Here is a 14,776-nt window from a genome sequence, read left to right as displayed (position 1 = left end):
CTCGGATCGTCCCGGCGGATCTGTCGTTTCTCTTCATTTCATTGATCTTTGCTGAAGAATTTCTACGGCAGGAGCGCGTCGACTTCAAGACCTGGCCGCCGAACCGTTATCACCACCGGGCCGGCCGGGCTGGCATAGCCTGAGCCCATGCGCCGCCTCCGGCAGCTCGCCGAGCGCACGCCGGCAGGGCGCGAGCGCTACGTCGACCTGCTCCGGGCGGTCGCGATCGGGATGGTCGTCGTCGGTCACTGGGGCGTCACCGTGGTCGGCCGGGACGCGGCCGGGCGGCCCACCGGGCACTCGGCGCTCAGCGACCTGACGTGGGCGTACCCGCTGACCTGGGTCGCCCAGGTGCTGCCGGTGTTCTTCCTGGTCGGCGGGTTCGCCAACGCCGCCTCGCTGACCGCGCGCCGCAGCCGGGGCGGCGACGCCACCGGCTGGCTGCTCGACCGCAGCGCCCGGCTGGTGCCGCCGACCACCGTCCTGCTGCTGGCCCTGGCCGTCGGCGCGGCGGGTGCCCACCTCTTCGGCGTCGGGGCGGCCCAGACCCGCCAGGTGGCCTGGTTCGCCACCATCCCACTGTGGTTCCTCGTGCCCTACCTGGCCGTCGTGGCCCTCACCCCGCCGATGCACGCGCTGCACCGTCGCTTCGGCCTGGCCGTGCCGGTGGCGCTGGCCGGGCTGGTGGCCCTCGGCGACCTGGGTCGGCTGACCGGCCCGGCGGCGCTGGCCACCGGCAACCAGCTCGCCGGCTGGCTCGCCATGCACCAGGTCGGCTTCGCCTGGTACGACGCCCGCGCCCGCCCCGCCGGGGACCCGGGACCCGACCGCGCCCGACACCCCCTGCCCACCTCGCGGCGGGCGGCGACGACCCTGCTGGCCGGCGGGTTCGGCGCGCTGCTGCTGCTCACCACGATCGGGCCGTACCCGGTCGCCATGCTGCACGTGCCCGGCGAGCGGCTGGAGAACGACGGCCCGCCCAGCCTGGCGCTGCTCGCCCTGGCCACCGCCCAGCTCGGGCTGATCCTGCTGCTGCGGCAACCGGCGCAGCCGTGGCTGCGCCGGCCCGGGCCGTGGCAGGCGGTGATCGCGGTCAACTCCGTGGTGCTGACCGTGTTCCTCTGGCACCTCACCGCCGCCCTGCTGCTGATCGGGCTGCTGGACGCGGTCGGCCTGCTGCCCACCCCGGCGGCGGGGACCGCGGCCTGGTACGCCTGGCGGGTGCCGTGGCTGCTGCTGCTCGCCGTGGTGCTGGCCGGCCTGGTCGCCGTCGTCGGGCCGGTCGAGGCCCGGGCCGGCCGGCACCGGCCGGCCGAGGGCCGGTTGACGGCCGCCCGGCCGGCCCGGTCGGCGCTGGTGGTCGCCGGGTACGCCGCGGTGATCGCGGGGCTGCTGGTCAACACCGTCACCCCGCAGAAGGCGCCCGCGCCGCTGGGGCTGCCCGCCCCGGCGCTGGTGGCGTACCTGGCCGGGGCGGGGCTGCTGCGGCTACTCAGGTCTGGGTGGGGAACCCGAGGTTGACCCCGCCGTGGCGGGGATCCAGCCACCGGCTGGTGACCACCTTGCCGCGGGTGAAGAACGCCACCCCGTCGGCGCCGTGGGCGTGCAGGTCGCCGAAGAGGGACGCCTTCCAGCCGCCGAACGAGTAGTACGCCATCGGCACCGGGATCGGCACGTTGATCCCGACCATGCCGACCTCCACCTCGTGCTGGTAGCGCCGGGCCGCGCCGCCGTCGTTGGTGAAGATCGCCGTGCCGTTGCCGTACGGGTTGGCGTTGACCAGCTCCACCGCCTCGTCGTACGAGCCGACCCGCAGGACGCCGAGCACCGGGCCGAAGATCTCGTCGGTGTAGATCGACATGTCCGGGGTGACCCGGTCGAACAGCGTCGGGCCGAGCCAGAACCCGCCGGGGTCCCCGTCCTGGGCGACGTCCCGCCCGTCGACCACCGGGACCGCCCCGGCGGCCACCCCGGCCTCGACGTACCCGCGCACCTTCGCCGCGTGCGCGGCGGTCACCAGGGGACCCATGTCGCAGCCCCGCCGGCCGTCGCCGGTGCGCAGCCGGGCCATCCGCTCGGCGATCCGCGCCACCAGGGCGTCGGCGACCGGCTCCACCGCGACCAGCGCGGAGATCGCCATGCACCGCTCCCCCGCCGAGCCGAACCCGGCGTTGACCGCCGCGTCGGCGGCCAGGTCCAGGTCGGCGTCCGGGAGCACCACCATGTGGTTCTTCGCCCCGCCGAGGGCCTGCACCCGCTTGCCGGCGGCGGTGCCGCGCTGGTGCACGTGCCGGGCGACCGGGGTGGAGCCGACGAACGACACCGCCCGCACGTCGGGGTGGTCGAGCAGGGCGTCGACCGCCTCCGCGTCGCCGTTGACCACGTTGAGCACCCCGTCGGGCAGGCCGGCCTCGGCGAACCACTCGGCCAGCAGCAGCGCCGCGCCCGGGTCCTTCTCGCTCGGCTTGAGCACCACCGCGTTGCCGCAGGCCACCGCGATCGGGACGAACCACAGCGGCACCATCACCGGGAAGTTGAACGGGGAGATCACCGCGACCACGCCGAGCGGCTGGCGCAGGCTGTACGAGTCGACCTCGGTGGAGACGTTCTCGCTGAACCCGCCGCGCAGCGCCGAGGGGATGCCGCAGGCGTACTCGATGACCTCCAGGCCGCGCTGCACCTCGCCGGCGGCGTCGGCGAGCACCTTGCCGTGCTCGGCGGTGATCACCTCGGCGAGCCGGTCCCGGCGGGCGTTCACCAGCTCGCGGAAGGCGAACAGCACCGACGTGCGCCTGGCCAGGGAGGTGTCCCGCCAGCTCCGCGCGGCCCGCCCGGCGGCCTGCACCGCAGCCGCCACGTCCGCGGCGCAGGCCAGCGCCACCTGCCCGGTACGCCGGCCGGTGGCCGGGTCGAAGACGTCCCCGAACCGGGTGGCCGTGCCGTCGACCCGCTTGCCGTCGACGAAGTGCCCGATCACCGTCGCGCTCACGCCGCCGTCTCCGCCGCCGCCACCGAGGCGCGGATCGCGTCGACCAGGATGGCCAGCCCCTCGCGGGCCTCGTCCTCGGTGAGGGTCAGCGGCGGGCCCATCCGCAGCACGTTGCCGTACAGGCCGCCCTTGCCGACCAGCAGGCCGCCGGCCCGGCACGCCTCGAACACGTGCGCGGTCAGCGTCGGGTCGGGCTCGACGCCGCCGGGGTGGACGAACTCGATGCCGAGCATCAGGCCCTTGCCGCGCACCTCCGCGACGCGGTCGAGGTCGCCCACGGCGGCGCGCAGGCCGTCGGCGAGGATCGCCCCGGTACGGGCGGCGTTGGCCTGAAGGTCGTGGTCGAGCAGGTAGTCCACGACGGCGTTGCCGGCGGCCGTGGAGACCGGGTTGCCGCCGAAGGTGGAGAAGCTGATCGCCGGCATCGCCTCCATGATCTCGGCCCGGCCGACCACCCCGGCCAGGGCGAAGCCGTTGCCGATGCCCTTGGCGAAGGTGAGCAGGTCCGGGGTGACGCCGTGCGCCTGGTACCCCCAGAAGTGTTCGCCGGTGCGCCCCCAGCCGGTCTGCACCTCGTCGGAGATCAGCAGGATGCCGTGGGCGTCGAGCTCCTTCTTCCACGCGGCGAACAGGCCGTCCGGGCCGTGCACGAAGCCGCCGACGCCCTGGATCGGCTCGGCGATCAGGCAGGCCACGTCGCCGGCGGTCTGGGTGGCGAGCACCTCGCGCAGGTCCTCCACCGCCGCGTCCACCCGGTCGGCCGGGTCGAGCCGGGACAGCAGGCCGCGCAGCCGCTCACCGGAGTGCAGCCAGGCCACCTGGAGGGGGTTGAGCGCGCTGGCCGACCAGTTCCGGTTCCCGGTGATACCCATCGCCGCGTACGACCGGCCGTGGTAGCTGTTGCGCACCGCGAGGATCTGGTGCGAGCGGCGGTGGTTGGTGGCGGCCAGCAGGGCGGCCTCGTTGGCCTCGGTGCCGGAGTTGGTGAAGAACACCCGCGCGTCGGGGATGCCGGAGAGCCGGGCGACCTTCTCGGCCAGCTCGACCTGCTGGCGGATCAGGTAGAGCGTGGAGCTGTGCACGACGCCCGTGCGGAGCTGCCGCTCGACGGCCTCCCGGATCTCCGGGATGTCGTAGCCGATCATGTTGGTCAGTACGCCACCGAAGAAGTCCAGGTAGCTGCGCCCCCGCGCGTCGGTGACCCGGCGACCGGAGCCGGCGACCAGCTCGATCGGCTCGGCGTAGTAGAGCGGCATCCAGGACGGCAGCACGGCCCGGTGCCGGGCCAGCAGGTCGTCAGTCATTCGTCGCACCCTCCAAGACGTTGGCGGTCACCGCACGCTCCCATCCGGACGGCGCGGGGACAACTGCCACTGTGTAGCGCAGCGCCGACCGCCGCCTGACACCACGTCAACCACACACCACGATTTCCGGCGGCCTGCGGGCATCGGAGCTGCGTTTCCGGTGGTCAGAGCCGACCGAGGCGACTCTTTCCGCAGCAGGTGGCCGGGCGGCACGCCGACGGAATCGGGTCGCCCGGGCGGGCGGCCGGGTGCCGGTACGATCCGGCGGGTGCCGATCATCCCGGACGACCCGTCGGCGCCGCGCCCGCGGCCCGTCGACGCCCACGTGGCGCTGCCCGGCGGCGGGGCGGGCACGAGCCCGCGGGAGATCGTCGACGGCGTGCGGTCCTGGGTGACCTCGCCGCCGCTGCGGGAGTTGGTGGCGCGCTTCGGCGGGGACTGGCCGGCCGGGGACCTGGCGGCGGTGCTGGCCTGGCTGGACGACTTCTCCGCCCGGCACTGGGACTTCCGGGGCGGCCGGGAACGCCCCGAGGCCCGGGAGCCGGCCCTCGACCCGCGCACCGCCGCGCTGGTGCTCGCCGCGGCGTCCGCCCTCGGCCTGGTCCGCCCGGTCCCGCCGGCCCGCCCCGGGTACGCCCACCTGGTCGTCCTCGGCGGGCTGGCGCACGCCTGCCTGCGCCGGGTCGGGTACGCCGCGCATCTGTTGCGCCACGGCACCCAGGTGGCCGGCGAGGTGGCCGTGCTGGGCAGCTTCCGTCCGCTGTCCGGGGCCGAACTGCGGGCGCTGGCCGAGGCGGGCGTGGCGGGCGGCGGCACCGAGGTGGACGCCCTGGACGCGGCGGTCCGGCTGGCGTTCCGGGTGGCCGGGCCGGCCGCGTCCGAGGGGGTGGACGCCGGGCACCCGGACCACTCCTGGTCCTCGCGGACCTACCGGCCGGCGGGGCTGCCCCCGGTGCGGGTGCTCGCCGCCCCGTCCAGCGAGCCGGACCGGCGGCGGGCGCACACGGCCGACACCCAGCGGTTCTGGGCCGAGCACGTGCGGCTCTCGCCGGGCGATCCGGTGCTGGTGGTCACCGCGCCGATCTACGTGCCGTTCCAGCACTGCGACGCGCTGCGCACCCTCACCGTGCCGTACGGGTGCGCGATCGAGACCGTCGGCGTCGACCCGGACGTGCCCGACCTGGCCCGGCTGCCCGAGCCGGCGCTCACCCCGGGCCGCCACCTCCAGGAGATCCGCTCGGCGATCCGGTCGATGCGCGCCCTGCACGCGAGTCTCACCGGCGGCTGAGGCGGCGCGGGCCGGCGCCCGACGGGGGTGTCGGACGCCGACCCGGACCGGGCGCGCGGTCAGTTCACGTAGACGACCGGGCTGCCCGCCTGGGTGGTGTCCCGGACCGGGGAGTACGTCGCGCTGAAGTACGCGGTCCCGAAGCAGGTGCCCGGCCCGGCGGACTTGGTGAAGGGCTGGTTGACGAAGGCGATCGAGGTGGTGGCGTTGGACGCCGTCCCCTTCACGGTGTTGCCGTTGGCCTTATAGACGCAGGTGATGTTGCCGAGCAGGGTGCGCAGCGAGACGGTGCTCTGGATCGACCCGGTGAGGGTGACCGCGCCGGCGCTGGTGACGGAGACGGAGTACGGCAGGTTGTCGACGACCACGCTGTTCACCCCGAGCGTGCCGGCCACGTTGGTGGTGCAACTGGTGAAGCTCTGCGCGGTGAGGCTCTCGGTGGCGGTCCCCGGCGCGGCCGGGTTGGTCAGCACCTTGGCGCTGAAGCTGGACGCGGCGCACTTCACGCCGGTGGTGCCGGTGGCGGACGAGTAGAAGTTGGCGGTGGTGGTGGCCTTCAGGCTGGCCTGGAGGACGTCCCCGACCGCGACGGCGGTGCCGGCCGCGCTGCCGGTGGTGAGCACCGTGTTGGCGAGGGGGGCGGGCGGGGCGGCGGCAGCAGCGGGGGCCGCCGCGACGAGGGAGCCGAGCAGCGCGACGGCGGCGAGGCCGATGGCGGCGCGTCCGTACCTGGGCATGATGGGTCCTTTCGACGGTGGTGGTGCGACGGTGGCGGCCGGCCGGGGTCGACCGTGCCCGGCGTGGACCGGGCCCGACCGGACGGCCGCCCGGGGACGGCCGCGGGGGGACGCCTCGCCGCCGGTGGACCCGCCGCCGGGGCGGCGCGACGTGCGCGGATCGGTGGCCGGGCGACCGGTGCACCACCGGGCCTGGAGCCTTCCGACCGGTCAGCGGGCGGTGCGGGCTGGTGCACTGCGGCGCAGCCGCGTCACCTGCACCCTTCCGGCCTTGGGGGCGCGGGTGCGGTCAGCGATAATGGCGAACATCGAGCCCTCCCTCGGCGCTGCTCGGTGCGACCATCCGGCAAGAGATGACCATGAGTGACACGACCGGAACTCAACGTGGTGAAGTTATAAACCCCGGAGGGTCGCAAAGTCAATCGTCGAGCCAGAGAGGTCGATGTCAATGTCGCTGGCACCCCACCCGGCAGCCGGGGCGACCCCCCTGCCCGGCGCCCGCCCCGGCCGCGACCCCGAACGGGCGATCAAACGCGGCCCGCGCCGCCTGTCCGCCGAGGTGGTGGCGGCGACCCAGCGAGACCGACTGTTCGACGGGCTCGTCCACGAGGTGGCGGCCAGGGGCTACGACAACGCCCGGGTCACCGACATCTGCCACGCGGCCGGGGTGACCCGCCCCGCCTTCTACGCCCTCTTCGCCGGCAAGGAGGACGCCTTCCTGGCCACCTACCGGCACGGCACCGCCGTCCTGCTGCGCCTGATGGACGACGCCTACGCCGCCGCCGGGCCGGACTGGGCGGGCGCCGCCCGGGCCGCCCTGCGGACCCTGCTGGAGGTGCTGGCCAGCGTGCCCGCGTTCGCCCGGATGGCGCTGGTGGAGATCGACGCCGCCGGCCCGGCCGCCCGGGGCGAGCGGGACCTGCTGCTGGCGGAGTTCCACCGGTTCTTCCGCCCACCCCGCCCCCGCTCGCCGCTGACCGAAAGGGACGACGAACTGCTGGTCACCGCCGTGGTCGGCGGCATCCACACCACCGTCCGACAGCGGGTCGCCCAGGGGCGCACGGCGGAACTGCCCCAGCTCCTGCCGGCGCTGACGTACGCCATGACCGCGCCGTTCCTCGGCCCGGCCGCCGGCGGGCGGGCCGCCCGGACCGCCGGCGCGGACGCCAGCCCCGGCGTCACCGCCCCCTGCGCCGCCGACCCGGGCCGCCCGGACCGCCGGGACGCCTGACCGATCCGCCGACCACGATCAGAAACCGCTGCGGTTTCTCACTATTGGCCGCATTTCGCAGATCGACCGTTTCCCCCGGGCGTCAATCTTGACCACCCCTTTACCCGGCGGTAACTTCGCGGTGCAGCGACCCGAACAGCACAACGCGCAGCCAATTCAGATCATCCCCATGATCCGCGGTGCGTTCTTCGCATTGTCGCGGACGAATCGATCTCGAAGAGGAGCCGTCATGTCGGACGACACCGCACCCATCGAGCCGGTCCCGCCCCAGGGCGGCGTGCGCTGGCGGCGGTTCGCGGCCAGCCTGGCCGTCGTCGGCGCCGGTGCCGCCGGCATGGTGGTGCTGACCGCCCAGGGGGTGCTCGGCGCGCAGTTCGCGATCTCCGGAATGCCCTTCGTGGTCACGGCCGACAAGCTGAGCGGGACCGGGTTCGAGCAGTTCGCCACCCTCGACCAGATGATCGAGGACAGCCCCAACGAGGGCGACACGGGCGGCCAGATCGTCGTGATCGTTTCGGCGGTCGACAGGGCCGAACTCACCAACCTGTGCCAGAGCATCAACCTCGGCGGCATGTACATGAAGCTCACCGCCGGCAACGACGGCAAGCCGGTCAGCGCCCGCACCCTGGTCGTGGACTCGGACGAACTCTCCGGCAACGCCTCGTTCAAAAAGATCGACATCGGGCAGGACGCCAGCACCCTGGACCAGGTGCCCGGGGTGCGGGGCAACCCGGGAGTCTTCGGCCAGCAGGCCGACACGGTGACCATCACCGACCTGCGGCAGAACAACTACGCCACCACGGCGGCGGTCTTCACCCTGCCGAACCTGCGGATGCGGTTCACCTCCGAAGGTTGCTGAGATGGCCGACGGGGACGCCCCGGCACACGCCGGCCGGGCGACGGGGCCACCGGCGCGGCTGACCGGCGCGGCGCCGGGGGCGACGCGGCGGCGGTGGCGGGCCTGGCGGCGCAGCCGCCCCTTCTGGGGCGGGCTGCTGGTCGCCCTCGGCGGCGCCGAGATCCTGGTGACCCTGCGCGCCCCGCTGCCGGTGATCCTGCACATCGGGCCCCAGGGGCTGGCCGGCTACCTCGGGCCGGTCATCCTGCTGCTGTGCGGCGTGCTGCTGGTGGCCCACCCGCCCCAGCGGGTCTTCTACGCGCTGGTCTCCCTGGTGCTCGCCCTGGTCTCCTGGCTGACCTCCAACCTGGGCGGGTTCTTCGTCGGGATGCTGCTCGCGCTGGTGGGCGGCTGCCTGGCGTTCGCCTGGACCCCGGTCAGGAAGCCCCGCCCCGGCACCACCCCGGCGACCCACCCCGCCACGACGCTGCCCATCCCCGTGGCCGACGGGCGGCACCGGCGGGAGGTCGACCAGACGTAGTCGCGCCGCCGGGCGGCCGGCAGAACACCGGCGAGCGGGCCGGCCGGGACGGCTTTCCCGGGGATGCGGCCCTCCGCGCCGTCCGGTGCGTAACCTGTGCCCTGATCGGGGTGGCCCTGCGGAACAGACCGGCCCCGCCGGGACGGGAGAAGCATGACCGACGTGCCCACACCAGGACGGGAGCCGTACGTACTGGGCCTGGTGGCTCATCCGCGCAACGACGTCAGCGAGTCGGTCGCGACGGTGACGCGGGCCGCCGCGCGTCACGGCTCACCCGTCGTGGCCCGCCCGAGCGACGCCGCCCGGCTGGGCGACGGCGTGCTGGCCATGGACGACCACGAGTTCGTCGAACGCGTTGACGCCGTGATCAGCCTCGGCGGGGACGGCACCATGCTCGGCGCCATGCGCCTGATGGCGGGGCGGCAGACCCCCGTGCTCGGCGTCAACCACGGCAACCTCGGGTTCCTCATCGAGGTCTCCCCGGCGCAACTGCCCGCGGCACTCGACGAGATGGTCAACGGCCGGTTCAGCCTCGAACCACACTGCTGCCTGGAGGTCGAGGGCGACGCGGGACCGACGACCGCGTTCAACGACATCGTGCTCGCCGGCGAACACCCGGGGACGACGGCGAACCTGGACTTGGAGATCAACGACGTCCGCCACGGCTACTACCGCTGCGACGCGGTGGTCGCGTGCACACCCACCGGTTCGACCGCCTACAACTACGCCGCCGGGGGCCCGATCATCTCCCCGTCGACCCCGGCGATCGGGCTGACCCCGGTCGCGCCCATGTCGGGCATCAGCCGCACCATCGTCCTCGGCGGCGAGGACGTCGTCACGCTCCGCAACCCCTCCGAGCGGGCGGCCCTGCGGATGTCCCTCGACGGCGCGGCCGTCCGCCGGGTCGAGCCCCGGGGCCACGTGACCCTGCGACTACGGCCGGACGTCGTCAACGTGGTCCGGTTCGACCCCGCCGCCCTCGGCCAGCGCAACCGCGTCAAGCTCAGCCTCCTCGACCTGCCACTGCGCCCGGACCAACTGCTCGAACTCGTGCCCGAGCACCTGCGCGAGCGGGCCAGGCAGCTACGGCGCGAGGGAACTCTCCTGAGCTAACCGGCGGCGGGGGTGGACTACCCGGCGGCGGTGTCCCGGACCGCCTCGGCGAAGACCTCGGAGCGGTGCTCGAAGTTGCGGAACCGCCCGTAGCTGGGCGCGGCCGGGGAGAGCAGCACCACCCCGTCGGCCGGGGTCAGCTCCCGGGCCCGGCGCACGGCGGCGACCAGGTCCTCGACCACCTCGGTACGCACCTGCGGCAGCCCGGCAAGGGCGCCCACGATCCGCTCCCCGCTGTCCGGGATGCCGAGCACGGTCAGCTCCCGCTCGGCCAGGTGATCGCGCAGCGGCGTGTAGTCCAGCCCCCGGTCGGTGCCCCCGACGATCACCGTCAACGGCCGCCCCTCGTACGCGTCGATCGCGTGCATCGCCGCGTACGGGCTGGTGGCCAGGGTGTCGTCGACGAAGGTCAACCCGGACGGGTCGGCGATCTCGGTGAGCCGGTGGGCCAGCCCCTGGAACCCGGCGACCGCCACCGCGAGGGTGTCCTTGCGGGCCACCACGTCCACGCCGAGGGCGTCGAGCACGGCCAGGGCGACGCACAGGTTGCCCTCGTTGTGCCGGCCCACCAGGGGCAGCACGGCGCGCGGGAACAGCGGCCGGTCGGCGAGGTGGAACCAGGGCGCGCCGTCCGGGCCGGGGGCCACCTGGGTGGTGTCCGGGAAGCCCGCCCGCACGGCCGGCCGGTCGCCCAGCTCGGCGAGGAGCCGCGGGTCGGCGCCGTTGACCACCACGGTCTCCGGGCCGTGCGCCAGCAGGTTGAGCTTGTCCCGGTAGTACTCCCGCTCGCCGCCGTGCGCGTCCAGGTGCTCGGGGAAGAGCGCGGTGACCACCGCCACCCGGGGCGAGTCGGTCAGGTCGGTGCACTGGTAGCTGGACAGCTCCAGCACGTACCGGTCGGCCTCGGGCAGGTCGAGCAGCGGCACCCCGATGTTGCCGCCGAAGACGTTCGGCCGGTCGACCGCGGTGAGCAGGTGGCTGATCAGGCTGGACGTGGTGGACTTGCCCTTGCTGCCGGTCACCCCGACGGTGCGCCGGGCGTGGTCGGCCATCCACAGCGCGCTGCCCTGGGTGACGGTGGCCCCCCGGCGGCGCAGCTCGACCATCCACGGGTGGGTGTTCGGCACCCCGGGCGAGCGGACCACCACGTCGGCGGCGGCCAGCCGGGCGAAGCCCTCCTCGCCGGTGACCAGCGGGGCCGCCTCGGCCAGCGGGCCGTCCCACGGCAGGGCGAGGAAGTTGGCGCTGTCGTCCACGGCGACCAGGCCGGCCGGGCCGTGCGCGGCGATCGCGGTCACCGCCGCCCGGCCCTCCCGACCGGTCCCCCAGACGGCGACGGTACGTCCGCGCAGGTCAGACAGTCGCACAGGTGTTCTCCTCGGGCTGGGGGTCGGTCGGCGGCCCGGTCCGGCGCAGCCGGACACGGCCGGACGAACCAGGGCCTAGTATGGCGTGTGCCCAACGAGCAGCTCCGGCGGATGGACGCCTTCACCTTCCCGTCCTACTCGATCGACCTCGCCACCGGCGAGGCGTTGTTCGACTACGCTCTGACCGGTCCGCGCGGCGAGCAGCGGTTCACCGAAGTGATCACCCTGCCGCTGCCGGCCGAACCGCCCTCGGACGAGACGGTGGCCACCCTGGGGCGCGTCCTGGAGCTGCTGCACGTCGTCGCCGGGGTCAGCTACTACAAGGCCGCCGCGCCGCCCCGGCTGGTGCTGCCGGCGCCGCTCGGCCCGGCCGCCGCCGAGCTGGTCACCGCCGTCTACACCAAGGGCCTCGCCGAGTACGCGTACCGCAACCAGCTCCCGCACGTGCTGGAGCTGGCCCCGGAGGTCCCGCCGGGCTCGGTGTCACCCGCCCGCGAGTACGACAACTCCGACCTGCGCCCGCTGTCGGCCGTCGGCGGCGGCAAGGACTCCATCGTCAGCCTGGAGGCGCTGCGCCGGGCCGGACTCGACCCGGTGCCGTTCTCGGTGAACCCGAACCACGTCATCGTCTCGGTCAACGAGGCGTCCGGGCTGGCCCCCCTGGCCGCCCGGCGGCGGCTCGACCCGGTGCTGTTCGACCTCAACGCGGCCGGCGCGCGCAACGGCCACATCCCGGTCACCGCGATCAACTCGCTGATCGCGGTCGCCACGGCGGTGCTCAACGGCCTCGGCCCGGTGGTGATGTCCAACGAGCGGTCCGCGTCCGACCCGAACCTGGTCTGGAACGGGCACGAGATCAACCACCAGTGGTCCAAGGGGGTCGAGGCGGAGGCGCTGCTGCGGGCGGCGCTGGCCGAGCACGCGGGGCTCACCGAGCCGTACTTCTCGCTGCTGCGGTCACTGTCCGAGCTGCACATCGCCCGGCTGTTCGCCGCGATCGACCGGTACGACGACGTGGTGACGAGCTGCAACGCCGCGTTCAAGCTGCGCGACGCGAGCGAGCGGTGGTGCCGCGACTGCCCGAAGTGCCGGTTCGTGTTCCTGGCCATGGCGCCGTTCATGCCGCGCGAGCGGATCATCCACATCTTCGGCGGGGACCTGCTGGCCGACGAGGCCCAGATCCCCGGGTACCGGGAGCTGCTGGGCGTGGACGGGCACAAGCCGTTCGAGTGCGTCGGCGAGGTCGAGGAGTCGGTGGTGGCGCTCAGCCTGCTGGCCGAGCAGGACCAGTGGCGCGCCGCCCCGGTGGTCCGCGCCCTGGTCGACGCGGTCCCGGAGACCGCCTGGTCGGCGGCGGCCAACTCGGACGTCTTCACCCCCGGCGGCCCCAACCACATCCCCCCGCCCTACGCCAAGTCCCTAACCGCCCTAACCTGACCACCCCAACCCCCGGGCCCCGGCCCTGGCGGGTCAGGGGGTGCGGACGGCGTCCAGGGCGAGCAGGGCGACGTGCAGCGAGAGGCACGCCTCCACGGAGTCGAGGTCGACGTCGAGGACGCGGGCGATGCGGGCCAGCCGCTCGTAGAAGGCGGGCCGGGACAGGTGCGCCGCGGCGGCCCCGGCCGACTTGTTCCGGCCCTGCTCCAGGTACGCCCGCAGGGTGCCGAGCAACTGCTCCCGGGGGTGCCGGGCGTCGTACGCCAGCAGGGCGCCCAGCTCGCGCTCCACGAACGTCTGCAACCGCGGCTCGTCCCGCAGCAGGTGCAGCAGACCGGCCAGCCCGACGTGCGGCAGCCGGAAGATCGGCAGGTCCCGGCGGTCCCGGCGGGCCGCGTCGGCGACCTGCCGCGCCTCGACCAGCGAGCGACGGGCCTCCCGCAGGCTGCCCACCCCGGATCCGGCGGCGACGATCACCGCAGCCGGGCCGGCCGCGGTCCGGGCCGCCGGAGTCGGGCCGGGCCACGCCGGGGCGGGGGGACCGCCCGACCGGCCGGACCCGCCCCCGGCGGCGCTGCGGGCCGACGCGGAGTCGGGCGGCCGGGGCGGGCCGGCGTCCACCCGGTTGCGCCGCAGCGCGGCGGCGAACGCGTTCAGCGCCCGCTCCTCGGCCGCCGGGTCGGGCAGGGCCAGCAGCACGCCGACGGCCTGGTCGTCGACGGCGCTGCTCAGCCCGGTCAGCTTCGCCTCGCGCAGGGCCTGCCCGACCGCCTCGGACAGGTCCCGCAGCCGGGCCGGGCCGGCCTCCGGGTCCACCGGGCCGGGCTCGCCCGGCGCGCCCCCTTCGGCGGCCGGCTCGTCGGCCCGGTACCGCACCACCACGCCGACCAGGTGCCGGCGTTCCAGCGCCACCCCGAGCGCCCGGGCCCGCAGGGCCACCTCGTCGACCGGGCGGGAGTGGTCCAGCAGGGCGGTGAGCAGGGTCCGGTGGATCTGCCGCTCCAGCCCCTCGGCGTCGCGCCGGATCAGCCGGCCCAGCGCGAGCGCGGAGGCGGCCCGCTCGACGAGGATGGTCAGCCGGGTCGGCAGCGCGCCCGGCGGCGGGGCGGGGTGCGCCGGGTCCGGGTCCGACACCCCGTCGGGGACCAGCGTGGGGGTGGCCAGCTCGCCGCCGCCGGGCCAGCGCAGCAGCAGCCGACCCCAGTCCTGCCCCCGGGCCCCGACGGTGGTCACCAGCCAGCCGCTGTCCGGGTCGTACGCGGTGCGCCCGGCCGGGCTGATCCGCCGCGAGTGCTGCTCCCAGCCGTCCAGCAGCAGCTCGGCGCTCTCCCCCGCCGGGTCGTACGCGAGCACCTGGCGGGACAGGTTCTCCAGCACCACCGGGCAGCCGGACAGCTCGGCGGCCTGCCGGACCACCTCCGCCGGGCCGGCGCCCTCGACCGACAGCTCGGTGAACCGCTGGTGGATCTCCTCGGTCGCCCGCAGCTCGGTGAGCTGGGCGTCGACGATCAGCGCGTGCACGGCCTCGGTCACCCGGACGAACGGGGTGGCCCGGCGCAGCTCCACCAGCGGCAGACCGCGCCGCTCGGCGGCGGCGGCCATCACCCGGGGCACGCCGCTGACGTACCGGCGGCCCAGCTCGACCACCAGACCGGAGACCCCGACGTCGGCCAGCGCGCCGATGAACGCGCGCAGGCCGACGTCGTCGGCGGGCAGCCCGATGCCGGTGGTGAGCACCAACTCGCCGCCGCGCAGCAGGGTGGCGATGTCCGGCACCTCGGCCACGTGCACCCAGCGCACCGGCCGGTCCAGGCCGGCCTCCCCGGCGACCAGGCGGGGCGCGCCATGGCGGACCGGGTCCAGCGCGAGGACCTCACGGACGGTGGGGAACACGGGCGACACGCTACCGTCCGTGACGTCAATTCCGCACC

The 14,776-nt window shown here is 74.8% G+C and carries 12 protein-coding genes; 7 read left to right on the top strand and 5 right to left on the bottom strand.

Going from position 1 to position 14,776, the window contains the following annotated elements; genetic code table 11:
- The first annotated feature begins 147 nt into the window (after window positions 1–147).
- Window positions 148–1,521: an acyltransferase gene (locus OOK41_RS13170; protein WP_266264926.1), complete on the top strand. Its 1,374-nt coding sequence runs from the start codon at window positions 148–150 to the stop codon at window positions 1,519–1,521.
- Here the strand turns inward: OOK41_RS13170 and OOK41_RS13165 are convergent.
- Both OOK41_RS13165 and OOK41_RS13160 read right to left on the bottom strand, forming a co-directional pair.
- On the bottom strand, window positions 1,493–2,989 hold the full coding sequence (locus tag OOK41_RS13165; RefSeq protein WP_266264924.1) for a CoA-acylating methylmalonate-semialdehyde dehydrogenase: 1,497 nt from the start codon (window positions 2,987–2,989) through the stop codon (window positions 1,493–1,495). The genes OOK41_RS13170 and OOK41_RS13165 overlap by 29 nt on opposite strands.
- Window positions 2,986–4,293: an aspartate aminotransferase family protein gene (locus OOK41_RS13160; RefSeq protein WP_266264922.1), complete on the bottom strand. Its 1,308-nt coding sequence runs from the start codon at window positions 4,291–4,293 to the stop codon at window positions 2,986–2,988. Before OOK41_RS13160 ends, OOK41_RS13165 begins: the two co-directional genes overlap by 4 nt.
- Window positions 4,294–4,561: 268 nt before the next feature.
- Between OOK41_RS13160 and OOK41_RS13155 the strand changes: the two genes are divergently transcribed.
- Window positions 4,562–5,581, top strand: a complete 1,020-nt coding sequence (locus tag OOK41_RS13155; protein WP_266264920.1) for a hypothetical protein — start codon at window positions 4,562–4,564, stop codon at window positions 5,579–5,581.
- Between the two features lie 59 nt (window positions 5,582–5,640).
- Here the strand turns inward: OOK41_RS13155 and OOK41_RS13150 are convergent, their stop codons facing one another.
- Window positions 5,641–6,318: a Tat pathway signal sequence domain protein gene (locus tag OOK41_RS13150; RefSeq protein ID WP_117669629.1), complete on the bottom strand. Its 678-nt coding sequence runs from the start codon at window positions 6,316–6,318 to the stop codon at window positions 5,641–5,643.
- Between the two features lie 448 nt (window positions 6,319–6,766).
- Between OOK41_RS13150 and OOK41_RS13145 the strand changes: the two genes are divergently transcribed.
- The 4 genes from OOK41_RS13145 to OOK41_RS13130 all read left to right on the top strand — a co-directional run bounded on the left by OOK41_RS13145 (window position 6,767) and on the right by OOK41_RS13130 (window position 10,041).
- Window positions 6,767–7,549, top strand: coding sequence for a TetR/AcrR family transcriptional regulator (locus OOK41_RS13145; RefSeq protein ID WP_266264916.1), 783 nt, complete (start codon window positions 6,767–6,769; stop codon window positions 7,547–7,549).
- A 229-nt stretch (window positions 7,550–7,778) separates the two neighbouring features.
- On the top strand, window positions 7,779–8,408 hold the full coding sequence (locus OOK41_RS13140; protein ID WP_266264913.1) for a DUF6230 family protein: 630 nt from the start codon (window positions 7,779–7,781) through the stop codon (window positions 8,406–8,408).
- A gap of 1 nt (window position 8,409) precedes the next feature.
- Window positions 8,410–8,928 carry a DUF6114 domain-containing protein gene (locus OOK41_RS13135; protein ID WP_266264911.1) on the top strand — a complete coding sequence of 173 codons (519 nt, stop codon included), beginning with the start codon at window positions 8,410–8,412 and terminating at the stop codon, window positions 8,926–8,928.
- 162 nt (window positions 8,929–9,090) lie between these two features.
- Window positions 9,091–10,041, top strand: a complete 951-nt coding sequence (locus tag OOK41_RS13130) for an NAD(+)/NADH kinase (protein ID WP_207892796.1) — start codon at window positions 9,091–9,093, stop codon at window positions 10,039–10,041.
- A 17-nt stretch (window positions 10,042–10,058) separates the two neighbouring features.
- Here OOK41_RS13130 and murD read toward each other — a convergent pair whose 3' ends face one another.
- Entirely contained in the window at window positions 10,059–11,408 is a 1,350-nt protein-coding gene (gene murD, locus OOK41_RS13125) for a UDP-N-acetylmuramoyl-L-alanine--D-glutamate ligase (protein WP_266264909.1), read from the bottom strand.
- Between the two features lie 87 nt (window positions 11,409–11,495).
- Between murD and OOK41_RS13120 the strand changes: the two genes are divergently transcribed.
- Window positions 11,496–12,845 (top strand): hypothetical protein, encoded by a 1,350-nt coding sequence (locus tag OOK41_RS13120; RefSeq protein WP_117669634.1) that lies wholly within the window; start codon window positions 11,496–11,498, stop codon window positions 12,843–12,845.
- 33 nt (window positions 12,846–12,878) lie between these two features.
- Here the strand turns inward: OOK41_RS13120 and OOK41_RS13115 are convergent, their stop codons facing one another.
- Window positions 12,879–14,747, bottom strand: a complete 1,869-nt coding sequence (locus OOK41_RS13115) for a PucR family transcriptional regulator (RefSeq protein WP_266264906.1) — start codon at window positions 14,745–14,747, stop codon at window positions 12,879–12,881.
- Window positions 14,748–14,776: the final 29 nt, after the last annotated feature.

It is taken from the genome of Micromonospora sp. NBC_01655, from assembly GCF_026339755.1.
Lineage (GTDB): Bacteria > Actinomycetota > Actinomycetes > Mycobacteriales > Micromonosporaceae > Micromonospora.
This window is presented reverse-complemented; position numbering and strand designations above follow the sequence as displayed.